Origin of the sequence: Chryseobacterium sp. CT-SW4 (assembly GCF_048572715.1) — a bacterium.
GTDB lineage: Bacteria > Bacteroidota > Bacteroidia > Flavobacteriales > Weeksellaceae > Chryseobacterium.
Genome location: NZ_CP183840.1, coordinates 2,029,559 through 2,053,561 on the forward strand (window position 1 = coordinate 2,029,559; position 24,003 = coordinate 2,053,561).

21 protein-coding genes are annotated in these 24,003 nt (G+C 39.6%); 5 read left to right on the forward strand and 16 right to left on the reverse strand.

Annotated elements, in window-relative coordinates:
• Positions 1-3 precede the first annotated feature (3 nt).
• The 10 genes from ABJ974_RS09145 to ABJ974_RS09190 form a co-directional block, all read right to left on the reverse strand.
• Positions 4-1,350 (reverse strand): 3-oxoacid CoA-transferase, encoded by a 1,347-nt coding sequence (locus tag ABJ974_RS09145; protein ID WP_419867940.1) that lies wholly within the window; start codon positions 1,348-1,350, stop codon positions 4-6.
• 17 nt (positions 1,351-1,367) lie between these two features.
• Positions 1,368-2,141 (reverse strand): 3-oxoadipate enol-lactonase, encoded by a 774-nt coding sequence (pcaD, locus tag ABJ974_RS09150; RefSeq protein ID WP_419867941.1) that lies wholly within the window; start codon positions 2,139-2,141, stop codon positions 1,368-1,370.
• Positions 2,142-2,162: 21 nt separating this feature from the next.
• Complete coding sequence (locus ABJ974_RS09155) at positions 2,163-2,948, reverse strand: 1,6-dihydroxycyclohexa-2,4-diene-1-carboxylate dehydrogenase (RefSeq protein WP_419867942.1); 786 nt, start codon at positions 2,946-2,948, stop codon at positions 2,163-2,165.
• A gap of 27 nt (positions 2,949-2,975) precedes the next feature.
• Positions 2,976-3,980: a benzoate 1,2-dioxygenase electron transfer component BenC gene (benC, locus tag ABJ974_RS09160; protein ID WP_419867943.1), complete on the reverse strand. Its 1,005-nt coding sequence runs from the start codon at positions 3,978-3,980 to the stop codon at positions 2,976-2,978.
• Between the two features lie 27 nt (positions 3,981-4,007).
• Positions 4,008-4,493, reverse strand: a complete 486-nt coding sequence (gene benB, locus ABJ974_RS09165) for a benzoate 1,2-dioxygenase small subunit (protein ID WP_419867944.1) — start codon at positions 4,491-4,493, stop codon at positions 4,008-4,010.
• Positions 4,494-4,512: 19 nt separating this feature from the next.
• Complete coding sequence (locus tag ABJ974_RS09170; protein ID WP_419867945.1) at positions 4,513-5,844, reverse strand: Rieske 2Fe-2S domain-containing protein; 1,332 nt, start codon at positions 5,842-5,844, stop codon at positions 4,513-4,515.
• 121 nt (positions 5,845-5,965) lie between these two features.
• On the reverse strand, positions 5,966-6,895 hold the full coding sequence (gene catA / locus ABJ974_RS09175) for a catechol 1,2-dioxygenase (protein ID WP_419867946.1): 930 nt from the start codon (positions 6,893-6,895) through the stop codon (positions 5,966-5,968).
• Positions 6,896-6,935: 40 nt separating this feature from the next.
• Positions 6,936-7,226: a muconolactone Delta-isomerase family protein gene (locus tag ABJ974_RS09180; protein ID WP_419867947.1), complete on the reverse strand. Its 291-nt coding sequence runs from the start codon at positions 7,224-7,226 to the stop codon at positions 6,936-6,938.
• 2 nt (positions 7,227-7,228) lie between these two features.
• Positions 7,229-8,350, reverse strand: a complete 1,122-nt coding sequence (locus ABJ974_RS09185; RefSeq protein ID WP_419867948.1) for a muconate/chloromuconate family cycloisomerase — start codon at positions 8,348-8,350, stop codon at positions 7,229-7,231.
• Positions 8,351-8,497: 147 nt separating this feature from the next.
• Positions 8,498-9,385 carry an AraC family transcriptional regulator gene (locus tag ABJ974_RS09190; RefSeq protein WP_419867949.1) on the reverse strand — a complete coding sequence of 296 codons (888 nt, stop codon included), beginning with the start codon at positions 9,383-9,385 and terminating at the stop codon, positions 8,498-8,500.
• A 239-nt stretch (positions 9,386-9,624) separates the two neighbouring features.
• On the opposite strand from ABJ974_RS09190, the gene ABJ974_RS09195 reads away from it, so the two are divergent.
• The 5 genes from ABJ974_RS09195 to ABJ974_RS09215 all read left to right on the forward strand — a co-directional run bounded on the left by ABJ974_RS09195 (position 9,625) and on the right by ABJ974_RS09215 (position 15,813).
• Positions 9,625-10,512: an AraC family transcriptional regulator gene (locus tag ABJ974_RS09195; protein ID WP_419867950.1), complete on the forward strand. Its 888-nt coding sequence runs from the start codon at positions 9,625-9,627 to the stop codon at positions 10,510-10,512.
• Positions 10,513-10,604: 92 nt separating this feature from the next.
• Complete coding sequence (locus tag ABJ974_RS09200; protein ID WP_419867951.1) at positions 10,605-11,702, forward strand: alkene reductase; 1,098 nt, start codon at positions 10,605-10,607, stop codon at positions 11,700-11,702.
• 142 nt (positions 11,703-11,844) lie between these two features.
• Positions 11,845-12,264: a DoxX family protein gene (locus ABJ974_RS09205; protein ID WP_419867952.1), complete on the forward strand. Its 420-nt coding sequence runs from the start codon at positions 11,845-11,847 to the stop codon at positions 12,262-12,264.
• A gap of 94 nt (positions 12,265-12,358) precedes the next feature.
• Positions 12,359-12,748, forward strand: coding sequence for a hypothetical protein (locus tag ABJ974_RS09210; protein WP_419867953.1), 390 nt, complete (start codon positions 12,359-12,361; stop codon positions 12,746-12,748).
• A gap of 323 nt (positions 12,749-13,071) precedes the next feature.
• Entirely contained in the window at positions 13,072-15,813 is a 2,742-nt protein-coding gene (locus ABJ974_RS09215; protein WP_419867954.1) for a TonB-dependent receptor plug domain-containing protein, read from the forward strand.
• 82 nt (positions 15,814-15,895) lie between these two features.
• Here ABJ974_RS09215 and ABJ974_RS09220 read toward each other — a convergent pair whose 3' ends face one another.
• The 6 genes from ABJ974_RS09220 to ABJ974_RS09245 form a co-directional block, all read right to left on the reverse strand.
• Positions 15,896-16,615 carry a hypothetical protein gene (locus ABJ974_RS09220; protein ID WP_419867955.1) on the reverse strand — a complete coding sequence of 240 codons (720 nt, stop codon included), beginning with the start codon at positions 16,613-16,615 and terminating at the stop codon, positions 15,896-15,898.
• Between the two features lie 180 nt (positions 16,616-16,795).
• Positions 16,796-18,271 (reverse strand): RCC1 domain-containing protein, encoded by a 1,476-nt coding sequence (locus ABJ974_RS09225; protein ID WP_419867956.1) that lies wholly within the window; start codon positions 18,269-18,271, stop codon positions 16,796-16,798.
• Positions 18,272-18,291: 20 nt separating this feature from the next.
• Positions 18,292-19,941, reverse strand: coding sequence for an RCC1 domain-containing protein (locus ABJ974_RS09230; RefSeq protein WP_419867957.1), 1,650 nt, complete (start codon positions 19,939-19,941; stop codon positions 18,292-18,294).
• 20 nt (positions 19,942-19,961) lie between these two features.
• Positions 19,962-21,560, reverse strand: coding sequence for an RCC1 domain-containing protein (locus ABJ974_RS09235; protein WP_419867958.1), 1,599 nt, complete (start codon positions 21,558-21,560; stop codon positions 19,962-19,964).
• A gap of 484 nt (positions 21,561-22,044) precedes the next feature.
• A complete protein-coding gene (locus ABJ974_RS09240) occupies positions 22,045-22,173 on the reverse strand; it encodes a hypothetical protein (protein ID WP_419867959.1) in 129 nt (42 codons plus the stop codon).
• Between the two features lie 345 nt (positions 22,174-22,518).
• Positions 22,519-23,991 carry an RCC1 domain-containing protein gene (locus ABJ974_RS09245; RefSeq protein ID WP_419867960.1) on the reverse strand — a complete coding sequence of 491 codons (1,473 nt, stop codon included), beginning with the start codon at positions 23,989-23,991 and terminating at the stop codon, positions 22,519-22,521.
• Positions 23,992-24,003: the final 12 nt, after the last annotated feature.

The following is a 24,003-nucleotide window of genomic DNA, read 5'->3' on the forward strand; positions in this document are numbered from 1 at the left end:
TTTTTAAGAAAGTTTTTCAATAAAAGCAGCCGTTGTTTTTTCGCGGACTTCTTCTAACGTGGCACCCGGCATTATCTCCGTTAACGTTAATTTCCCATCTATAAATTCAAAAACCGCTTTATCGGTAATCACCATATCCACTGCTTTTAAAGCGGTAAGCGGCAGGTCACACACAGGGACTATTTTCGCATCACCATTTTTCTCGTTATGCATCATGGTAATAATAAGTTTTTTAGCTCCTGATGCTAAATCCATAGCACCGCCCACACCCAGCAACGGCTGTCCGGGAACGGCCCAATTAGCCAGATTAGCAGCCTCATCTACCTGTAATCCCCCCATTACGGCCACATCCACATGCTTTCCGCGGATCATAGCAAATGAATCTGCAGAATCAAAATAAGAAGCACCCTTCAAGGCTGTTACAGGAACTTTTCCGGCATTTACAGGATAGTCCATAGCACCTCCTCCGTCCGTAGGGGCAGGTCCCACTCCCAGCATACCGTTTTCCGTATGAAGAATAATTCCATCTTCTTCAGAAATAAGATCCGCTACCAGAGTCGGAATCCCGATACCGAGGTTGACAACATTTCCTTTCTGTAATTCTTTTAACGCTCTTTTTGCCATATTGAGACGACTTTCGGAAACTTTTTTACTGGAAGAAACTGCTGCTGAGCTTCCCAAATCTTCAAGTGTTAAAGTCGCCTGAACCAGATAATCGACATAAGATCCCGGTGTATGAATGCTTTCAGCCGGAATTTCTCCTACGGGAACTATTTCTTCCACTTCTGCAATAACCAGATCGGCTGCGGTAGCCATAGCCCTGTTGAAGTTCTGTTCCGTCATTCTGTATTGTAAATTTCCTGCCGTATCGGCTTTCCAGGCACGGATAAAAGCTACATTTCCTTTAATTCCGGGAATGAAAACCTGTTCTACTCCGTTAAGGATTTTAGTTTCTCTTCCTTTGGCCAGGTCGGTTCCGGCAGAGGTCGGGGTAAAAAAACCTCCAATACCGGCACCTCCTGCCCTGATTGCTTCTGCAAGGGTTCCCTGAGGAAGAAGTTCGGATTCCACTATTCCATCCTGAGCCGCTTTTACAGCTTCGGGATTGGAAGTAAAGAAAGATCCGATAATCTTTTTAAGCTGCCCGTTTCTGAGCAGTCTTCCTCCTCCTATTCCCACTTCACCTACATTGTTTCCTATGAATGTTAAATCTTTAGTTTTGGTTTCTGCAAGGGCATGCATCAAATGAACAGGATTTCCCGTCATTCCAAAGCCACCCTGTAATAAAGTATCTCCATCTTTTACCATAGCCACAGCTTCCTGCAACGTTATCTGGGGTACTGTTTTCATATATTGTATTTATTGTATTAAAATGAAAGAATATTCTTTGCAAATTCATCTGCACGTTCTACTGCTGACAAATGGGCTGCATCCAGCACTTCCAGCCTGGAAACTGCAATTTTTGTTTTCATGAACCGCCCGTCTTCAACGGTGGTTACCAAATCCTCCGAGCCTGCAATGATGAGAACAGGAATATTTATTTTATCAATCTGATAACGGTAGTCCGCATCCCGAACTGCCGCACAATTAGCACAATATCCGCTTACATCGTTCGCTGCAAATTTTTTCAGAATGGCATTCACCTCATCGGAATGGTTTTCTTTAAATCCTGTTGTAAACCATCTTTCCGCCGTACCGTCAAGAATACTGGATAATCCGTTTGCCGTAACAGTTTCAATACGGGTATTCCAGCTGTCTGTAGTTCCTATTTTGGCTGCGGTATTGGCCAGGATAATCTTATCAAATTGACCGGAATGATTGATTCCCAGGTATTGCCCTATCAATCCTCCCATGGAAAGACCACAAAAAGTAACCTTTCCTTTTATATTTAAATAATTTAAAAGTTCGATGATATCTTCTCCCAGTTCTTCTATGGTTAATTCTTTTTGAGAATGGGTGGATTTTCCATGTCCGCGGGTATCGTGTAAAATGATATTAAAATCGGACTGAATGAGATGCACCACTTTATTCCACATGGAATAATCCGTTCCCAGGGAATTGGAAAATATAATGGTCCTGTCTTTTCCTGAATTTAAAAATTCATAGTTACAGGTATAATTTTTTAATTGTACTGTAGGCATTTTGTGTTTAATTAAATGAAGTTATCCTAAATCTCCTCCCGCTACGGGAATGGTAACTCCTGTTATGTACTTAGCTTCATCAGATGCTGCAAAAAGGATTGTATTTACCTGATCTTCAATTTCTCCATATTTTTTTTGAAGTGAAGAATTGACGGTCTGATCTATAATCTCCTGATACCAAACTTTTTCCTGCTCGGACTGGGGATTTTCATTACGGGGAATCAATCTTGGAGGGGCTTCTGTTCCGCCTGGAGCTACTCCTATTACACGAATATGATTTGGAGCCTGCTCAAAAGCTAATGAAGCGGTGATGGCATTCACGCCCCCTTTTGCAGCTGCATACGGTATGCGGTTGACGCTCCGGGTAGCTACTGAAGATACATTTACAATGGTACCTCCTCCATTTTTAATCATAGCCGGCAAAACTGCCCTGCATCCCCACAATGTCGGAAATAAAGAACGGTTGATCTCTTTTATGATCTCATCTTCTTCATAATGTTCAAAGGGTTTGGCCCAAATAGTCCCTCCTACATTATTGATAAGGATGTCTACATGGCTATACTTTTCCAGGGCTTTTTTAACAACCGACTGAAAGCCTTCCCATTTTTCAAGATCTTCCACTACTGCTATGGTGTCAAAACCTTCTTTATTTAAAGCTGAAGAAATTTCTTTCACTATTTCCGAACGATCTACAAGAGCAACTTTTCCTCCTTCTTTCGCTGCACGTATGGCAACTCCTTTGCCGATTCCCTGAGCTGCTCCTGTGACAATCATTACTTTTCCCTGAAATCTGTTTTCAAAAATCATTTTTACTTTTACTTTTTTAGATTATAATCAAACTCCAGTCGGTAGAAATTTTTCAGTATAGAAGTTTTCACAATTGATTTCGTTCGTCTTAATGGTATCTTTTACAGCATCCACCATTGCATTGGGACCGCATATGTACACATCATATACGGGCGCTGTTAAATATTCTTTATTGATCCACTGGGTTACATAGCCTTTGATATGCTGTGTATCTTCCTGCCCGGAAACACATGTGTTGACTGTAAGGTCAAGTTTCTCCGAAAAGGCATTGATACGCTCCAGTTCTACCAGGTTCTCATCCAACGAAGCACCGTACAGCACTTTTACAGGCTGTTTATCTTTTTTCTCCGAAATAGCTTCCAGCATGGAAATAATAGGGGCAATTCCCGTTCCCCCAGCAATGAGTAAGGTGGGATTTTCCACTTCTCTTATATAGAAAGATCCTACGGGAGCTATAATATCTAGCTGATCCCCTACTGCTGCTTTTTCTTTTAAATAACCACTCATTACTCCATCGGGAACCAGGCGAATCAAAAACTCAAGTTCATTGCTTCCTGATTTATTGGTAAAGGAATAGGATCTGGTTTCTCCTCCTCCCGGAATTTCGATATTGGCATACTGACCTGCCAGAAAATCTATTGTTTTACTTTCAGGCAGACTTAGTTTAAGCTGCACAATTTCGGAAGAGAGATAGTTAATTGTATTAATGGTGGTAGGAAAAGTTTCGGTTGCCACTTTACATGCTGCTGAGCTGGCCAGAATATCAATAATCATATCCGTCTCGGGAACGATCTGACAGGCGAGACCATATCCCTGCTCTGCTTCTTCATCCGACAATGCATCTTCTATATAATCTCCCGGATCATACTGTCCTGATTTCACATGGCATTTACAGGTTCCGCAGGCACCGTCCGCACAATCCAACGGGATATTAATTCCTTCTCTATAGGCTGCATCTGATACTTTTTCATAGGGCATTCCATTAATGATTTTAGTGATCCCATCTTCAAAGTTTAAGGCTATTTTAGGCATAAGTAAGTAAGTTTAATATTAACGGAATTAAATATGGTAGATATCCAGTACCTGACGGATATAGTCATTCTTGATTATTACTTTTTTATTGGTGATGATAAAGCTGTCTCCTGTTTTACTTAAGGTATAATAGGATGTTCCAAAATAAGTATCTGTGGTTTTGTACCGGAAACTCTTTGTAAGCCAGTTAAATCTCACTTTAATTTCTGTATCGTTTTCTTCCGTTATTTCTACATTGGTAATATTGTGTGAAGTTCTGGGTTCCGGCATTGAGGCCCCCGAACGTTCTGTTTTTATACGGAAAACCCGGTCTTCCAATCCCCCTCTGTTGGTGTAATAGATCAGGGAAATCTCCGTCAGCGGATCTGTGGTGGGCTGGTCTTCATCCGTCCAGGAAGGCATCCAGTATTCTACATCTTCATGATAGAGTGTAAGCCATTCGTCCCATTCCCTGTCATCCAGCAAACGTGCTTCTTTATATAAAAACGCCAGTATTTTAGCATATTCAGTCATATTTATTTTTTTAATACGGTTAATTATATTCTTTATCAATGGCTTCTTTCATGGCTTGCTGCCAGTATTCATGCTGTGTTACAAACAGCCCTTCATCTTCTGATTTTATACCGCTGAGAAGTGGTTGGATTCCCATCATTTTCGCCTGTTCATCCTGACCGTAGATCCAGTGTGCTGCTCCACGGCTCATATCGTTATGCTTTAAGGCCGTAGATTCATAAGCGATCTGGCATGATCTGAATTCTTCGGCATCATCCGGTGTTCCCATTCCGGTAACATTAAAGAAATCTTCATACTGGCGGATTCTTACTGCTCTGTCTTCTTTTGGTTCTCCTATAGGAGCAAAGCAGTAAATGGTAACTTCCGTTTCGTTAACGGATATCGGGCGTACAATCCTCAATTGGGTAGAGAACTGATCCATAATATAAAGGTTGGGATAGATGGCAAGATTCCGTGTCATATTCACCATAAATCCTGCTTTACTTTCTCCAAACTCCTGGATTAACCTGTCTTTATGTCTATAAATCGGACTTACTTCAGGATTCAGCTTGGTGGTCCACAACAGGATGTGCCCGTTTTTAAATCCATATACACCGGCTACGGATTTTGACCATCCGTTAGCATCTACGGCTTTTGTTGCTTCTTTCTCATAGTTTCTTCTTCCCATGGTCGCCACATAATTCCAGTGTACGGAAGACACGTGATATCCATCGGCTCCGTTTTCCATCTGAAGCTTCCAGTTTCCATTATAGATATAGGAAGAAGCCCCATTCAGCACTTCCAATCCTTCGGGTGCCTGATCCACGATATGATCAATAATCGTTTTGGTATCTCCCAAATAGTCTTCCAGTGAGTCCACATCAGGATTTAAGGAACCGAATAAGAAACCTCTGTAATTTTCAAAACGGGCTACTTTCACAAGGTCATGGGAACCTTCACAATTGAACTGCTCAGGATATCCTCCGGCCTTACCGTCTTTCACTTTTAATAATTTTCCTGAATTGTTGAACGTCCATCCATGAAAAGGACAGGTAAATGAGGATTTATTTCCTCTTTTATAGCGGCACAGCTGTGCGCCTTTATGGGTACAGGAGTTGATAAGGGCGTTAAGTTCTCCTTCTTTATTTTTAGTAATAACAACGGATTGCCGCCCTATATTGGTTGTATAATAATCATTGATATTGGGAATCTGGCTTTCATGGGCAAGAAATACCCAGTTTCCTTCAAAGATATGTTTCATTTCCAGATCGAAAAGCTCTTCATTGGTAAAAGACTCCCGATTATGCTGATAGATACCATTCTCTTTATCATGAATGATCATTGTATCTAAAAATTCTTTTGTAATGCTCATAAGTAAAATTTAAAAAAGGTTATCCTATCGGAATATCTATACTCCGGTCATGGTATTACATTAACTTTATAAAAACAGCCAGTAAAAAACCAGCTGTAACGTATCCCTTAAAAAAATAAGCTTATAAAGTAACAGCAGCTCTGGTTCTATGATTTTCACCGGCAGGAATGTCGGTTCTGTCTGTTACCATATTGAAGTTAAATTCGATTTTAGCAAAAGCTTCGTCTTTACCGTATTCGGAAGCTTTATCAGCAGGTATTCTTTCTACATGAGGCACAAGGTCTTTGCGGGTTGCAAAAGCGAAATCATCAAAAGTAAGCGGATCTCCTTCGATGTTGATCTGTGTAGTCAGCTTTCTGAATCCCGGAGCGGTTGCAAAAAAATGGATATGTGCAGGTCTTGATCCGTGACGCCCCAGCATAGTCATTAATCGGTCGGTAGGACCTTCCGGCGGACAGGAATATCCTACAGGAAGGAAGGATTTAAATTCATATTTACCGTCTTTATCTGTAATGATTGCTCTTCTTAAGTTGAATTCCGGCTGAGTGGAATCAAAATGGGAATAAAGTCCTTTCAGGTTGCAGTGCCAAACTTCTACTTTTGCACCTTCTATAGGGTTACCCTGTTCGTCCAGAACATATCCGCTCATGTAGAGTCTTTCTCCATCCGGTTCCGGAACTGTTTCCAGCTCTGCATATGATTTGGATTCAGGTGATCCCGCTACATACAGTGGTCCTTCAATGGTGCGCGGAGTCTTAGCTTCAATTCCTGCTACCTCATCTTCCCAATCCATTTTCACATCAATAAAATGCTCGATACCCAATCCGGCGAAGATCAGTCCCCATTCTCCTTTTCTTCCCGCTTCTCCAAGGTAATCACATGCTCTCCACATTTCTTCGGAAGTAATATCCAGATCTGCCATTGCATTAAATAGGTCTTTCAGAAGCCTGTTTACTATTTCTTTTACTCTATCGTTTCCTTCTCCCGGTTTTTCTTTAGATTTAATATAGTCTAAAACGGCATCAATACGAGCCTGGTCCATTCTTTTCATAATATCATTTTTTTTATTAGTTAGTATTTCTATTTTTTATTTACACCATTGTTTCTCTTAATGCATTAGGATGCTTACATACGCTGGTTACCTTGATGGTCATGTAAGGGAATAAAGGCAAGGAGCTGATAATTTGGTGTAATTCATCCGGAGATTCTACCTCCAGTACAGAGATATTGGAATATTTTCCAGCTACCCTCCACAGGTATTTCCATTTTCCGGAAGACTGCCATTTTTGGGAACATTCTTTTTCTCTAGCCATAAAGTCTGCAAGCTTTTCGTCGCTCCAGGTTTCAGGGATGTTTACATCCATTTCTACAACGTATACCATTTTTATTTTCTTTTATATTTTTCTACCTGATCCATATCCAGTTCAATTCCTAATCCCGGACCTTCGGGAAGCTCCAGAGTGAAGTTTTGATATCGGATCGGTTTTTTAACAATATCATCGGTCAGTAAAAGCGGGCCGAATAGTTCGGTTCCCCAATCCAGATTGGGAAGTGTCGCAAAAATATGTGCGGAAGCTGCGGACCCTATGGTTCCTTCCAGCATTGTCCCTCCATACAGTGAGACTCCTGCCCCCTGTGCAATAGCTGCCTGTCTGGCAATATTGGTAAGACCTCCTGATTTGGAAATTTTAAGGGCAAATACATTGGCTGCGTTTATTTGGGCCAGTTTAAAAGCATCCTGAACGGTAGCTGCAGCTTCATCTGCCATGATGGGAACTTCAAAATAAGAGGTCAATCTTGCCAACCCTTCAAAGTTATGCTTAGCTAAAGGTTGCTCTATAAGATCTATCCCTCCGTCCTGAAGTTGCTTAATCGCTTTTTTAGCTACCTGCTCACTCCATGCCTGATTTACATCCACTGTGATCTTAATATCTTCTCCCAGGGCTTTTTTGATTTCGGAAACATGTCTTACATCTTCTTTGGGATCTTTGCGTCCTATTTTAAGTTTAAAGACCTTATGTCTTTTCTCACTGATCAGGCGCTGGGCTTCTTCAATATCTTTTTGGGTATCTCCACTAGCCAATGTCCAGAGAACAGGAAGCCTGTCTGCAACTGCTCCTCCGAAAAGATCAGATACCGATACTTTCAGTCTTTTGCCCTGTGCATCCAGCAATGCTGTTTCAATTCCCGATTTGGCAAAATGATTTCCTGAAATATTCTTTTCAAGCATCATCATCAGTGAATTTATCTTTGTAGGATCCTGCCCTACGAGAAGGGGTGAAAAATACGTATCAATAGCGAGTTTCATTCCTTCCGGAAATTCATCTGCATAAGAAATACCTCCAATGGTTGTAGCTTCTCCTATCCCTTCGATATCATCTGAGGAAAAAAGACGGATAATCACCATGGACTGTTTTCTCATAACGGTCATGGAAAGGTGATGAGGTCTTATGGTTGGGAGATCTACTATACAGGTCTCAATATGAGTAATTTTTATCTGTGACATATCTATAATCTGAAAGTAAGTGATTAATTACCTGGGTAAGTGACTGCTTACTTCGATTACAAACATACTTTGAAATCTTGTTTAAGAAATAGGACTTTTAATTTATTTTTGTCACAAATATCACATGGATGTTAAAAAAAATATAAATTATACTTTTACTCCTATCTTTTTTCTGAATTCATTGGGGGTAAGTCCGGTTTTCTTTTTGAATATTCTTGAAAAATAGCTGGGATCATCAAACCCGATGCTGTAACAGACTTCATTGATACTTTTTTCCACATCCGTCAACATAAGCTGGGCTTCGGAAATAAAGTATTCCATGATAATTTCTTTAGGGGACTGCTGGGCGACCATACTGCAGATCCTGTTGAGGTGTCCTGTCGTAATATTCAGCTCTGCGGCATATTCTTCGATGGTCTTTTTATAGGTATCGCTTTCCCTGATAAGCTGGTTAAACCGTCTGAAATAAATAACGGCAAGGTTGTCTTTTCGGGAAAGGCTAAGCCGGGCATCTTCCGGAATACGACTGAGCTGGACCACAATTTTCCCCACCATATATTTAAGCATCAGCAGTTTTCCTCTTTCCTCACCATGATATTCGTCGATACATTCCAGCATATTTTGAAAAACGATTTCGGAATAGCTTCCTTTTTCTACTTCTATCAGCTGAAATGTTTCAATGGCATTAATTACTTCCGCCTCTCTCTTCACCATATGTTCCAGTACGGAATCAGAGAGACTGATGATCCATCCTTTCATTTCCGTCTGATGTTCAAACCCATGCTCTGTGTTCTTGGGTACTGTAATGAAAGAAGGTCCTGTAATCGGAATTTTTTCCTTGTTGTAGAGTAAAACGGTCGTTCCTTCTATGACTACAAAAATCTGAAACTGGTTATTGTGTGCATGCGGCTTTACATTATTGTTATTCTCCTTACCAATCACTCCAAAAGGATAGATATAGACCAGGCCTTTTACAAAGTCGATGCTATTCTTTCCATATAATCCATTGAAAAAGGTACGGATGATATTTGCCATGATTCAGTAATTAAAAATACAACAGTACGCTCCTAATATACATTTTTTATCCTTTTATGCAAAACACACACAAACATCTATAAATCAAATAATAAGCATATATAACTCTACTGTCATTTTGCTGTAAAAAACGGTTAACTTTCATTTACTGCGGATGCGCCAATTTTTCTATTATATTTTCATATTGAAATAAGAATGATTACATTAGTATAGAATTCATATGTTCAAAATATAATGAGATGTCCCAGATCATAACTTATCCTTTTAAGCCTATTTCCAATGAGCAGCAAAACCTGCATATCATTTCCATATCGGAACGTATAAAAAAAGGAGGCCCAAACGTAATTAAGCCCCACCGTACTGATTTTTATATTATTCAGCTTATTACGAAAGGAAACTCTTCTTATATGGTAGATTTTGAGGATGTGAAGCTTACTAAAGGTGATCTATTATTTCTCACACCGGGACAGGTTCATTCTTTCCTGACTCCTACAGATCTGGAGGGATGGCTTATTGCTTTTCCGAAAGATTTTTTTAACCAGTCTTCCAGAGATCTTTACTTTTTGGACAATGCTTATATCTTTAATAATTATTATCCGGTGACTAAGTTGGCATTTAAAGATAATGATCTTAAAGTCTATGTTGAGCTGGCCCAAAAAATAGGTAATGAACTTAAAAATCCACATGACAGTTTTCAGGGAAGTATTCTTCATAATTATTTATCTAATCTTTTATTATTTTCAGAGAGAAAATTCCTGCAGAAAAATCCTTCATCCCATACCAGCACTTTAACCCAGGATGGGATGTATGTTACCCGGTTTAAAAAGATGATCGCCCAATCTTTCCGCAAGGAAACCAAAGTAAAATCCTATGCTAATGAACTGTTTATCAGTGAACGGAAACTACAGAAAGCTGTAATGTCTATTTTAGGAAAATCACCGAAAGAGCTTATTAATGAACAGGTTATCCTGGAAAGTAAAAGATTGTTGGTGCATGAAACCATGAGCATTAAGGAAATAAGTTATGACCTGGGATTTGATGAGCCTTCCAACTTTACCAAATTTTTTAAAAAGCAAACGGGTATCTCTCCTACCCAGTTTAAAGAGGAAAAAATGATTTCTTCTTAATTGGACAGTGTTCACATTTTTATAGTCATTATACGGTTTCTTATTGCATGGCTGATAAGAAGTATTCGCAACTTTGTAAAAAATTTAAAACGATGAAATTATTTGAGCATTTTAAAAAGGGTAACCTGTCTCTGATCAACAGAGTGGCTATGGCCCCTATGACCCGTGCCAGAAACAAGAATGGAATTTATAACAGTAAAAATGCCGAATACTACGCCCAGAGAGCAGGTGAAAAAGGAGCCGGCCTTCTTATAACGGAAGGAACTGTAATTTCTCCTTCTGCTTCAGGGATGGTTTTCGTTCCCGGAATCTATACACCGGAAATGGTAGAAGGTGCCAAGCTGGTTACCCAAGCAGTACATGACAGGAACAGCAAAATTTTTGTTCAGACATGGCATGTAGGAAGGGTTTCCCATACCAGTTTACAACCTGATGGTAAGGCTCCTTTCGGTCCTTCGGATATAAAAGCGGAAAACTCTTTCGCCTATTGTGATACTGGAAATGGTGAAACAGGATTTGTTGAGGCTTCCCGACCAAGAGCTTTAAGTACGGAAGAAGCCAAACAGGTCATCAAAGATTTTACCCAGGGAGCTAAGAATGCCATAGAAGCAGGTTTTGACGGTGTTGAGATCCATGGGGCTAACGGGTATCTTATTGAGCAGTTCTTAAATCCTAAGATTAACAACAGAACCGATGAATATGGTGGCAGCGTAGCTGGCAGAGTAAAATTTTTACTGGATATAGTAGACGCGAATATTGCGGCAATAGGTGCCGATCAGGTTGCTGTACGTCTATCTCCTTTTGGAACCATTCAGGATATTCCAAAATTTGAGGAAACGGAGGAAACTTTTAAGCTTATTGCTGAAGAACTTGGAAAGAGAAAGATTGCCTATATCCATTTTATGGACCAGATCATTAAAGGAGAATCCAGCATATCCCGGGACTTTTTGAAAAAATTCCGCTCATGGTACGATGGTGTCCTGATCTATGCGGGCGGACTTAATAAAGAAAAGGCAGAAGCTCTTATTGAAGAGAATCTTATTGATATTGCTGCTTTTGGTCAGCCCTTCATCAGCAATCCTGATTTAACTTACAGAATGAAAAACAATTTTCCTTTAACAGAGCCTCTGCGTGATTTTTATTACGGAGGAAATGAAAAAGGATATACCGATTACAAACCCTACCAATAGAGTCAGTTTGTTAACATTTTTTCACGGCCTGCCTTAAAAGGCAGGTCTTCGTTTGCTGTCTTAATGCTACCGGATATCTTTCTTCTATTACACGTGTTTTCCGGTTGCGTTTATAATTTACATTTAATAATAACCTTAACTTATGAAAAAAATAGTACTGGCACCTGCGCAAACAGATATCCTGGTAATTGTGAGAGTGATTGTCGGATTATGGATTATGTGGTACGGAAAAGACCTTTTTATTGATGAATGGATACAGGTACGGCTGGTTTCCTGGAAAGAAGACTTAGGATTTTCAAATCCTTTGCTGATGTTATATCTGGCTAAAGGTTCTGAGTTCTTCTTCGGAATTTTATTTGCTTTGGGATTTCTCACCAGAATTACTTCTTTCATTTTATTTATTGTACTAAGTGTCGCATGGATCCATGCGCAACAAATGCACATTTTCCCTTATGACAAAGGAGAAATTACATTTTTTTACTGGCTTTTCTTTTTTACCTTTATTTTTTTAGGCGGTGGTAAATGGAGTTTGGATTATTTATTATTCTCCCCAAAAAGTTAAAATTTTTCTCAAATACATCCTTATTTAACATGCTGGGCATAGTATTTGCAATTGTTCTCCTTACATAATATTAATAGCCAAAACACGAAATACTATGAAAGTCGAAGATCTTAAAATCAAAAATTTAGTTGAGTATAAAAATCAGGTTTATATCATTACGGATATATTCCGGGATAATAATGATTATTTCGTAAAAATGGAAAACACCACCCACAGGGTTGCTGCTCCCGCCGATTCTATCAGACCTATTCAAATAACGGAAGAATGGCTGGAACGATTAGGTTTTTTACGAACGGACTGTTCAGATCACCAGATTCGATATGAAAGACCGGAAACCTTTATTAAATATGATATTGATCTTACTCCCAGAAAGATATTTGACGGATTAAAAATATACGGCAATTCCATTAAATGCAAGTATATTCATGAGTTTCAGAATATATTTTCCTCTTTATTCGGAAAAGATGTCTCACCACACCATTAAAAAAATAATACATATTATTGGACAAATCTCCGGCTATCCGGGGATTTTTTTATTAAAAATAATGTCATAATCTTTTTCTATTTAAATTATTTATACAAAAAATTTGGATTATTTAATATAGTCTATTAAATTTGTGGACTAATAAATTATAAAACAATGTATAAAGCCATAACATATTCTACTTTATCAACAATGGAAATGTGTACCGTTCCTTTTGGGAAAAGGTAGGTTTTTTATACATTTATATATATGAACTTCCCTTTTTAGATTTCTAAAAGGGTTTTTTTGTGTCAAAAAAATAAAAATAAAAATTGGATCAAGTGATGAAACAAAACAACAAATTCAAAGTTACAGTTGTAACGACAGCCCTTATCTTCTATTCGGGGTTATCCCTGAAAGCACAAAGCAGGCAAGAAGGAGATTCTCTCAGAAATAAAGAAATTTCTGAAGTGGTATTGTTAGGATCGAGAAGTACAGGAAGAGTGAAAACCGATACTCCTGTTCCCGTAGATGTATTTAAAATGCAGAATATTGTAAAGGAGTCTCCTCAACAAAGTATTTCTCAAATACTGAACTACCTGGTTCCTTCTTTTTCTTCCACTTCCCATACGATCAATGATGGTACGGACCATTCTGATCCGGCACAGCTAAGAGGTCTGGGTCCTGACCAGGTGCTGGTTTTACTGAACGGGAAAAGAAGACATCAGTCTTCTCTTATCAATACTACTTTAACGCCCGGGAGAGGAAGTGTAGGAACTGACCTTAATTCCATACCTGCATTTGCATTAGACCGCGTTGAAGTCCTGAGGGATGGTGCTTCAGCACAGTACGGTTCTGATGCTATTGCCGGGGTGATCAACCTCCAGCTTAAAAGGAATATCGGATTTTCAGGACAGATTACCACTGGTGGATATCTTTCTTCAGTCACTAACGATCACACAGGAGGAACAGATGGCAAAACCATTTCCGTAGATTTAAACTACGGAGCTAAAATAGGGAAGAACGGATTCATTAATTTAACAGGTTCGGGATCATTCAGAGATCCTTATTCAAGAGCTGAAGAGCAAAGCGGTTCTATTTACAATGCGTATAATGCGATTGCTTACCGTGCTTTACAAAACGGAGTGGACATAGAATCCTTTTATAAAAATATCAACAATACTCCTAATACAAATTCTATTATCAATACGATCAAGCAGTATGCAGGAAATGTAGGCTACTTTGATAATAATTACCTTTCCCAGATCAATTCGGCAACAAGTATCTCCGATCTGCAAGGGATTCTTAATAAGGATGTTTCCAATGAGGAACTGGCTTACAGGGGATTAAAAAGGAGAGATTTCAACATGAAAGTCGGTCAGTCCAAACTGGCAAGCGGACAGTTATACGCTAATGCTGAAATTCCTATTAATGAAGATTGGAAATTCTACTCCTTCGGTGGTTTCGGCTATCGAAACGGCCAGGCCGGCGGATTCTACCGTTTTCCTAACCAGGCAAGAACCATTACTTCTCTTTACCCGAACGGATTCCTACCGGAAATAGAAACTAATATTTATGATTATTCATTAGCAGCGGGAGTAAAAGGGAAAATAGCTGAATGGAATGTTGATTTAAGCAATACATTTGGAAAAAATACTTTCAATTATTTAATTAACAATACTGAAAATGCAACATTGGGAAGTTCTTCTCCTACTCAATTCAATGCGGGAGGGATGGCTTTCAGTCAAAATACATTAAACCTCGATTTTTCTAAAAAATTTGATGTTCTGGAAGGGCTTAATTTTGCTTTCGGAGGCGAATACCGTCATGAAAACTATTCTATCGAAGCAGGAAGCCCCGATTCATATCATACTTATGACATCAATGGAAATATAATTAACGGAAATACTTCTTCCCTGCTTTTAAATACGGACTTTTTTGGAAACGCGAGACCCGGAGGGGCACAGGTATTTCCCGGATACCGCCCGGAAAATGTAATCTCCAGAAACAGAAACAGCTATGCAGCGTATGCTGATGCCGAGGTGGACTTCACGAAATGGCTCCTTGTAGATGGTGCGATACGGTATGAAAATTATTCGGATTTCGGTTCTACCTTTAATTATAAGCTAGCCGCAAATGTGAAACTCGATAAAAACTTCAAAATACGGTTTGCCGGTTCTACGGGATTCAGAGCGCCTTCTCTTGCACAGCTATATTATAGTTCAACTTCTACCTTAATCAACGGGGGAAATACCACACAGGTAGCTACTTTCCGTAACGATGAAGAGATTACGAAAAGCTTAGGCATCCAGAGTCTTAAGCAGGAAAAATCCAAATCTTTAAGTGCCGGATTTAATTTTACCATTCCGCAGCTTAGGCTTGAATTCAGTGCTGATGCTTATTTCATCAGAATTGATGACCGTATTGTGTTAACAGATCTTTTCTACAGACCTGATACTCCGGGAGTTGTTCAATCTGCATTCGACCAGGCTAATGCTGAGGCTGCCCAGTTTTTTGCCAATGCAATAGATACTGAAACCAAAGGTTTAGACATCGTTATCAGCCAAAAGAACAGAATAAATCCTAACATAAGCATTGATAATTACCTGTCTTTTAACATTAATAAAACCAAGCAGGTAGGAAGCATCAAATCTTCGGATCAGCTGCAATCCCAGATCGACAGCTATTTTTCAGAAGAAAACAGAATTTATTTTGAGGAAGCGGTTCCAAGAGTAAAGGCTAATCTTTCCCATACCATCCGTCTTTACGGGGTAGATTTATTTATCCGAAATTCTTACTTCGGAAAGGTAACGGATGCCAACCTTATAGACCTTAACGGTGACGGGGTGGCCAATGAACATTTTGTACTCAATGATAAGGTAGTTACCGACCTGTCAGTAGGATATCGCTTTACCAAGCAGATAGGCTTAACGGTGGGAGCCAATAACCTTTTTAATATCATGCCTACAAGAAACCCTAATATTGACAGTCTCACTGCAGGAAACCAGCTGGTATACTCCCGCCAGGTTTCACAATATGGAATCGGAGGAAGGTTTTTATTCGCAAGAGTAGAGTTTAATTTCTAATTGAAATTGACCGCCATTATATAGTAAAAGTCAGAAGATTTCCCTTCTGACTTTTTACATTTCAAAATCTATTTTTATATTCCTAATTTACTTTATAAATAGATAAATAAGGATATCCCTGATCTTTCATACTTGAAGGAGAAAGATATGCGGCATTATAAATAAGCGCTGAACTTAAGGTAACTTTTACCGTATCTCCTGCATTCAGTTTCACAATTCTGGAAAACTGCACTTCAGACAAATTATAAAAAGCGGTTTTCAGTACAAGCGCATTTTCATAAGTGGCAATGTCATTTCCATTTACTTTAAGATGCAATTTTGATCTCATCCCTCCGTCTGCTGATCCGGTACGTGTCTGAACCATCGGAGCCCTGGAAGATATCATATAGACCCCTTCTATGGGAGCTGTGAATACACCGTTACTCATCACTCCGGCAGGAGACTGATATAAAGGTGCTCCTACAAAGACATTAGAGCCATTATCCGTAGAAGTAATACCCGGATCTGTACTTTCTACATAAGCGTACACCGGAATATTCGCTGTTGCAGGCATGGTGCTCTGATTGATTAAGTTCTGCAGCTGTGCGTAGGAAATATCCGATTTTTTCAACACTCCGTTTGCGTCGGCAAATACGACATTGTCTGTAGAGGTAACTGTTTTTAGATTGCGGACCCGTGCACTACCATTAACATCTAAGGTTTCTGTGGGGTTTGGAGTATTCACCCCCATCGTACCAATACCTTCTTGAGCACCCATAAAGCTACTTGCCACAAGAAGTGGTAATAATAATTCTTTTTTCATATTCTGTTTTTTTTCTAGACCTTTAAAAGGACTGCAAAGTTAAATAAATTTAAATTTTACACCAATACCTTTATATAAATTAAAATTATAATCTAAGTTGATAGGATCTAAAATAAAAGACACCCGAAAACGGGTGTCTTACATCACTAGAAATGAAAACGTATCTAATTTGATATTACGTTATTTTGTAAGGACAGTAGGCGTTCTTCGTTGTTTTGTAATAGCCCCCAGCTGTCTGTGGGAAACAGATCCCATTCCATATGCTACATAGTCCAGATTTGCATTTCCGGCATTTTCTCCGGTAATAAGAATCGTGTGCTGTCTTCCTATGGAACCTCCTGTAAAGACTGTTCCACTATAAACTCCTATGGTAGATAGAGGAACCGAAGGTCCTGTAACCGTACTCGTATTTCCTATTCCCAGCTGCCCCTGTCTGTTTTCTCCTGTTACATAGACTCCTTTATTGGTAAAGATGAATAGATTTCCTGCTCCATAATCAAAACGCTGTGCCGCTAAGGCAGTAACTTCATCCCCATTATCTCCAAAACCGGGAATGTTGGTACTATATGGAGATAATGCATTTACTCCCAGGTTTCCTATAGAGTTTCCTGCTCCCCATCTGTATACATTTTTTCCGTCAACAGAAATAGCGGCTCCATTGTCCCATCCCATCGTTACATGTTTTACCAGCGCCCCTCCTGGAAAATTAATCCGGGTGGGTGTTGTCACATTCGAAGTACTTCCTGTTCCCAAACGTCCTGCTTTACCAACTCCCCAAACATATACCTTCCCATCAGAAGTTAAAGCTGCCACCGTATATTGCGATGCCGAAATATCAGTTACCGTTCCGGGAATATGAATTTCCGTAAAGAAAGATGCGGCTCCTCCTGTTCCGGGGCCTGCATTGGTGCTGCTTGTAGCGGCTCCTACTCCATATACTACTCCATTTTCCGTTAATACGAATGAATTCTGAGAACCCGCCTGAACTTTTACGGCTTTACCGAATACTTCACCTGCTCCAAAACCGTCTACTCTGGTAGGTAAACCGGTATCTCCTGTTTTAGTTCCCAATCCCGTTCTGTAATCTCCATTATATCCCCATGTCCATACCTCACCTGATTCCGTGGCTACAATAGAATGTAAATATCCGGCAGAAGCATCTGCCAGCGGAGAGGCAAAATTAAGCAAAAAGGATCCTGTATTTCCTACGGTACGTCCTAATCCTGTTTTCGCGTCTCCATTATCTCCTGCGACATACAGGGCATTATCATCCTGACCAATTAACAGGGTATGTTCATATCCTGCTGAGGCTTTTCTCACTTTAAATTCTGTTCCGATATTCAGAACATCTGAAACTTCATGTTTTGCCCCTGCGTCATCCAATAAACAATCCGACCATTTATCTGCTCTTCTAAATTTCGCACACTTAGCGGAAAGATCATAAACAAGGGTGGCTTCTTCTACAGGTCCCCCATCCGGTGTAATTACAGAAAGTGTATCCTGAACTTTAGGCAACACAATTCCCATGGTATTACTTTCTACATGAAGAACTCCCTTTGGGTTCAAGGTTCCGATTCCCACCTGCCCAAAGCTACATACTCCCACAAAAACCAAAGGAAGAGTATATATATTTCTTTTTACTATGTTATATTTCATTATTGATAATCTTTATACTGTTATTTTTTCAATGACATATGGACTTTACGATTTGCTGTCGTTCCCAGCTGACGGTAATTATTAGATCCACTTCCATATCCTAAATAGTTGGCTGACGGATTCTCCGTACTTTCTCCTGTAGAGATCAGCGCATGGTTGTACCCTATTGATATCCCCGTGAAAGGTTTTCCTGAAAAGAAAGCATGAGACTCCACTTCCAGAAAGCTTCCGTTCTGATCTCTTATGATGGATCCTGTTTCATTATTTACAATTCCCATTCTCCCAAAATTATTTCTTCTTCCTGCATTTTTACCAACCGCATAGGCCGATTTATCTGTCAGAATCATTGCAGCAGATCCGCTTGTAGAGGTATTTTTATGTCTTGCTGCTGCTACTGCCACCACTGTTTCATTCGCATCTTTTGCCCATTCAGCCGGTGTCAATACAGCCGGAGTAATACGAGATACTGTCCCTAATGCTCTGCTTCCCCAAACATATACTTTATCATCCGTAGTTACTGCTATTCCATTTCCGATACCTATTGCTACGCTTTTAAACTTTGTCCCTTTAGGGTTTAAGGTAGGCGGAGCCGTCGGGATTAAACTGTTTCCTGTTGAAATTCCAAATCCGAGACGTCCTGATTCATTTGATCCCCAGGTATATATTTTGCCATCTTCTGATAAACCGGCTGCCCCTCTGGCGGCTAATGAAATATCTTTTATTTTAACATTACTCAATCCATTTTCTATAAGTACCGGTGTTTTCTGATCTCCACCAGTTTTCCCGTTACCATTAAGTCCATAGCTATTTTTCCCGCAAGAATAAAGCTTTCCGTCATCCGTAAGTATTAATGTATTACGGTAACCTGCCTCTACTCTTATTACTTTGGCATTGGTAGGCATTATGACTTTCTTCGGACCTCTTGTGTTCCCTGATGTGGTATTATGGCAGGTGGCTCCATTGCTGTTATTTCCCCATGTATACAGGGTACCGTCTTCCAATACGGCAGCACCATGCTGGTATCCGGCCGAAACATCTACCGCCGGCTTACCTATGATATTAGTCCATGGGGTATTCCCCGTCCTTCCCTGTCCTGTCCTGTAATAGGAACCTCTTCCTGCGGTATAAACCGCTTTATTATCCGCCCCGATAGCAACAGAAAAGTAATTGCCCGCCGAAACTTTTTCTATTTTAAAATCTTTTCCTCCATATAGGTCGTAGTTGATTTCTTCATTTACCAGCTGGCTGTCTACCAGACAATCCGTCCAGTCTCCCAATGTTTCTGACTGCTTCGCTCTTATACACCCCAAACTCTGATCGTATACGACGGTTCCTTCGGGAGCTTCATCAGTCGGGACTCTCATATACTCTGTATTTACGTGCATATTTTCATCGATATCCAGTATCGTAAGTGTCTGAAAAGGGTTGTCAAAAGTGGTAACGGAAGGTGCTACTACCAGTTCAGATTCATTATCCTCAGCATCTATTCTCGTATATATACTGTCTACCTCCACTTTTTCCACTTTGGGCAAGACCAGTCCCATTCTGGTTTTATTATCTTTTTGATTGATGTCCAATTTTCCCTGTGGCTTATCTGTTCCTATTCCGAACTGTCCGTATAATGGCATTGCGACCATCATTAACAGGAAAATGTATATTACTTTTTTCATCTTTTAAATTATTATATGTTTTATTTTTTTATCAGCATAGGTATCGGAAGTGAGTTGAATCCGGTGTTAATAGCACCCAACTGATTATTTCCCACACTTCCTGTTCCATATCCATACCCTCCGGTATTGTTGGTGGAATCATAATCCTGTACCATCAAAGAGTGGTTTAATCCTATAGAAGCCTGGTTAAATAATGTCCCTTCATAAATACCTTTGTTGTACATAGGAATGAAGCCTGTTAAATTTTCATGAGAAGAACTGTTGGATGCCGGTGAATATTTAACTGAAGTAGTTCCTTTGAAAAATCCTAGTCCTAAACGTTGAGGAGCCGTATTACTTCCTGCTGCATAAATATTTTTATTGGTAATTATAATGGATGCTCCGGTATTTCCTGCTGTATCTAACCTTGATACTGCCACATATACGATTACTTCATCTGCTGCCAGCCCTGCTCCTCCATTAATTTGAGAAGTTACATCCTTTGGGGGAGCCGAATAATTATTGGAATCTATTCCTATTGCTTTCAGAGATCCCCATCCATATATTTTTTTACCATCTTCTGTCACCGCCAATCCATGATTAGTCCCCATCGCTACTTGTTTAAAAGTTTCCTTTGGTAAAATCTGAACCGGATTAATGATTCCTGAAGCGAATTCTGTTCCCAGTCTTCCATATGCCTGATTTCCCCAAACATATATTTTACCCTCTTTGGTAAGTGCTGCTCCGGAATATCTCGCCAGTGAGATATCTTTTATATTATGGGAAGACAGACTTGTAATTTCCACCGGTGTCTGATACGCTTTGGATGCTGAAGTAGAATTGATCCCATTAGCCATTGTTCCCTCAGAAGATGCACCTATACCATACACTTTCCCATTATCTCCCAAGATCATGGAATTATAATATCCTGCTTCCACACGTACGGCTTTCACATTGGACGGCCATCCTTTCACCTTCATAGGATAAGTTTTATTGGTAGTACTTCCATGTCCTGTACGGTAGTTCTCTCCCGCTCCCCATGTCCATAGCTCCCCATTGGAAGTTGCTGCAAGACCGTGGGAATCTCCTGCCGCTATATCAATTACAGATTTTGCCAGAATTAAAGAATAGGTGGCTGTATTCCCTGAAGCATTTCCTACTCCGGTCTCTCCGTTGGTATTTAAACCTGAAGCATAAACCGCATTATCATCAAGACCTAATATGATAGAGAAATTATTCCCTGCCGATGCTTTCTTTACCCTTACGTCCAATCCTCCATATACATCATAATTGAAAATATCCGTTACTGCAGATTTATCTACTAAACAATCCTGCCAGCTGCTGTCACTATTTTTAATTCTTATACATTTATTTTTCGTATCGTACACCATGGTCCCTTCTACCGCAGTACCTCCGGAAGGGGTAACTACATTGGGAAGACGGCTTCCGTCATTCAAGGTATCCACCTTGGGTAATACCAACCCCACATTTCTGTTGATGGAATCATTTTCAGTTCCATCAGCCGGGAATTGTCCGTTTAAGTGGAGAGCTCCCTTCACGTGCGATTCTCCAATTCCGACTTGTCCCCAAGCCAACATATTCAGCAATAAGAAAGTGAATACATATATTTTTTTACACATTTTTTCTTTAGAATTTTAATTATAAATTGAATAGATCATAAGCTCAGATTAAGCCATCAACCTGCTGAAAATAAACACAACGAAGAGCCATGGCACAAGTTTTACCCATGCCCGTTTTATTAATAAAGCTGATTGAGACTGTTAAAAGAAGCTTTTATTTATCCCAGAAAATCTTTCTTTCGTAAAAAAGATAACTGTTATATGAATGCTCTGTAAAAGAGTCAGACATAGACTGTTCATTGCACTCCCTCGCCAATTCCCACCCACCCTAAGATATCGAAGGAGAATAAAGTTAATTGCTTTTTCATTTCATTCACATTGGTATTTCACTGTTAATTACAGGAACGAGCTGTTCCCTTTTGATTAGTTAAGAATCAATTAATTATTATCTGCTTGATAGAATAGAACGACAGAATATAAACCCGGTTTTGGAACAGGTTTATAAACTCATAAAAATAGATAAGGAAATAAAATCTAGGATTTCCTAAAAATATTGTGCTTCCGGACTGATGTAAGGTAATAGAGTAAACTCATATTTTTTCATAATCATTTTTTTTTCATCCGTAGACCTGGAAGTCTGGTTGGAAATGATGCTGAAGCATACACTTTTCATTTGGTTTTTTTTTGTAATATTAATTTATTCACTCTTAGCATCAACAAGCAGACCACTTTCAGTTAAAAAAATATAGGAACAGACCAAAATAAGTTAATTTTAAAAATCAAAATAACATAAGTTAATTCATATCAGCTAATTAAAGAAAAAACTCTAATGATTTTCTAATATTTCATTAATAACATTATAATTTTTTAAATATACAGATGAATAGCATTAAATTCTAATCCCAACCTAAACTTATTATAAACAAAAAAAGACACCTCATTGAGGTGTCTTAAAAATGAATCTGACTTATTTTCTACTTATATTTCAAATAATAATATATTTAAAAAAAAGAAAATTTTATTTAGTAATTACACTCGGCACACGGCGCTGAACTGTAATAGCTCCTAACTGTCTGTAGTTGATAGCTCCCATACCATAGGCTACATAACTAACCGTGGTATTAATTGCATTTTCTCCTGTTGTAAGAATGGTATGCTGTCTACCTCCGGACCCTCCGGTAAATACGGTTCCATTGTAAATACCCGTTGTATTAAGAGATACTAAAGCATTGGATACGTCAGTCGTATTTCCGATTCCCAATTGTCCCTGGCTGTTTTCACCGGTTACATAGACTCCTTTATTGGTAAACACAAAGAAACCTCCGTTTCCATAGTTAAAACGCTGAGTTGCCACAGCAATTATTTCATCCGTTGCCTGATCAAATCCTGGCACTGCAATTTCCGTAGGAGTAGTGATGTTGGTTCCACTGTTAGCTGTGGCATTTCCTGAGCCCCATCTGTAAACATGTTTTCCATCTGCAGAAACGGCAACTCCGTTATTCCAACCCATGGAGACTTGTTTGGCCGCAGCTCCTCCCGGAAGTGAGATCAGCGTAGGGGTCGTTGCGTTAGCAGTACCTCCAGTACCCAGACGTCCAAGAGTACCTAATCCCCAAACATAAATCTTTCCATCGGAAGTTAAAGCAGCTGCTGTATATTGAGAAGCGGAAATATCAATTATATCACTAATCCCCAACTGAGTGAAAGCAGTAGCAGCAGCTCCTGTTCCCGGGCCAGCGGCGGCTGTACCTGTAGCAGCTCCTACACCATATACTTTTCCATCCTCAGTCAGGACATAAGAGTTCTGACCTCCTGCTTCAACTTTTATAGCTTTACCAAATGTTTCATTTACACCGAAACCTGCTACTTGTGACGGTAACCCGGTATCTCCACTATTAGTAGCCAAACCTGTTCTGTAAGCGTTATTATCGCCCCAAGTCCAGACTTCTCCAGTAACAGTAGCTGCTATAGAATGGATTTGTCCTGCAGAAGCATCCGCCAGCGGAGAAGCAAAGCTTAATAAGAATGAACCTGTATTTCCACTGGTACGTCCTAATCCTGTTCTTCCATCGGAATTATCTCCTGCTACATATAAAGCATTATCATCCTGCCCGATCATAAGGGTATGCTGATATCCTGCCGAAGCTTTCTTTACCTTAAATTCCGTTCCTATACTTAAAATACTGGATACTGAATTCCTAACTCCCGAATCATCCAAAAGACAGTCTGACCATTGAGCCGCTTTTTTGAATTTAGTACACTTCTCAGTCAGCTCATATACGAATGTAGCTTCTACTGCCGTACTGTCATTAGGAGTTACTACATCTGCTGCATTGTCAACCTTAGGAAGAACAAGTCCCATGGTATTGCTTTCCACATGCAGAACCCCCTTTGGTGTTAAGGTCCCTACTCCCACCTGTCCGAAGAACAACGCCCCCGTTAACAGGAAAGGAAGGGTATATAATTTTCTTCTTGATATATTGTATTTCATTTTGATCGCTTT

Excerpts from the sequence above, each read along its gene's own strand:
- ABJ974_RS09145 (WP_419867940.1), bottom strand. The coding sequence starts at position 1,350 with ATGAAAACAGTACCCCAGATAACGTTGCAGGAAGCTGTGGCTATGGTA.
- pcaD (WP_419867941.1), bottom strand. The coding sequence starts at position 2,141 with ATGCCTACAGTACAATTAAAAAATTATACCTGTAACTATGAATTTTTA.
- ABJ974_RS09155 (WP_419867942.1), bottom strand. The coding sequence starts at position 2,948 with ATGATTTTTGAAAACAGATTTCAGGGAAAAGTAATGATTGTCACAGGA.
- benC (WP_419867943.1), bottom strand. The coding sequence starts at position 3,980 with ATGCCTAAAATAGCCTTAAACTTTGAAGATGGGATCACTAAAATCATT.
- benB (WP_419867944.1), bottom strand. The coding sequence starts at position 4,493 with ATGACTGAATATGCTAAAATACTGGCGTTTTTATATAAAGAAGCACGT.
- ABJ974_RS09170 (WP_419867945.1), bottom strand. The coding sequence starts at position 5,844 with ATGAGCATTACAAAAGAATTTTTAGATACAATGATCATTCATGATAAA.
- catA (WP_419867946.1), bottom strand. The coding sequence starts at position 6,895 with ATGAAAAGAATGGACCAGGCTCGTATTGATGCCGTTTTAGACTATATT.
- ABJ974_RS09180 (WP_419867947.1), bottom strand. The coding sequence starts at position 7,226 with ATGGTATACGTTGTAGAAATGGATGTAAACATCCCTGAAACCTGGAGC.
- ABJ974_RS09185 (WP_419867948.1), bottom strand. The coding sequence starts at position 8,350 with ATGTCACAGATAAAAATTACTCATATTGAGACCTGTATAGTAGATCTC.
- ABJ974_RS09190 (WP_419867949.1), bottom strand. The coding sequence starts at position 9,385 with ATGGCAAATATCATCCGTACCTTTTTCAATGGATTATATGGAAAGAAT.
- ABJ974_RS09195 (WP_419867950.1), top strand. The coding sequence starts at position 9,625 with ATGTCCCAGATCATAACTTATCCTTTTAAGCCTATTTCCAATGAGCAG.
- ABJ974_RS09200 (WP_419867951.1), top strand. The coding sequence starts at position 10,605 with ATGAAATTATTTGAGCATTTTAAAAAGGGTAACCTGTCTCTGATCAAC.
- ABJ974_RS09205 (WP_419867952.1), top strand. The coding sequence starts at position 11,845 with ATGAAAAAAATAGTACTGGCACCTGCGCAAACAGATATCCTGGTAATT.
- ABJ974_RS09210 (WP_419867953.1), top strand. The coding sequence starts at position 12,359 with ATGAAAGTCGAAGATCTTAAAATCAAAAATTTAGTTGAGTATAAAAAT.
- ABJ974_RS09215 (WP_419867954.1), top strand. The coding sequence starts at position 13,072 with ATGAAACAAAACAACAAATTCAAAGTTACAGTTGTAACGACAGCCCTT.
- ABJ974_RS09220 (WP_419867955.1), bottom strand. The coding sequence starts at position 16,615 with ATGAAAAAAGAATTATTATTACCACTTCTTGTGGCAAGTAGCTTTATG.
- ABJ974_RS09225 (WP_419867956.1), bottom strand. The coding sequence starts at position 18,271 with ATGAAATATAACATAGTAAAAAGAAATATATATACTCTTCCTTTGGTT.
- ABJ974_RS09230 (WP_419867957.1), bottom strand. The coding sequence starts at position 19,941 with ATGAAAAAAGTAATATACATTTTCCTGTTAATGATGGTCGCAATGCCA.
- ABJ974_RS09235 (WP_419867958.1), bottom strand. The coding sequence starts at position 21,560 with ATGTGTAAAAAAATATATGTATTCACTTTCTTATTGCTGAATATGTTG.
- ABJ974_RS09240 (WP_419867959.1), bottom strand. The coding sequence starts at position 22,173 with ATGAAAAGTGTATGCTTCAGCATCATTTCCAACCAGACTTCCAGGTCT.
- ABJ974_RS09245 (WP_419867960.1), bottom strand. The coding sequence starts at position 23,991 with ATGAAATACAATATATCAAGAAGAAAATTATATACCCTTCCTTTCCTG.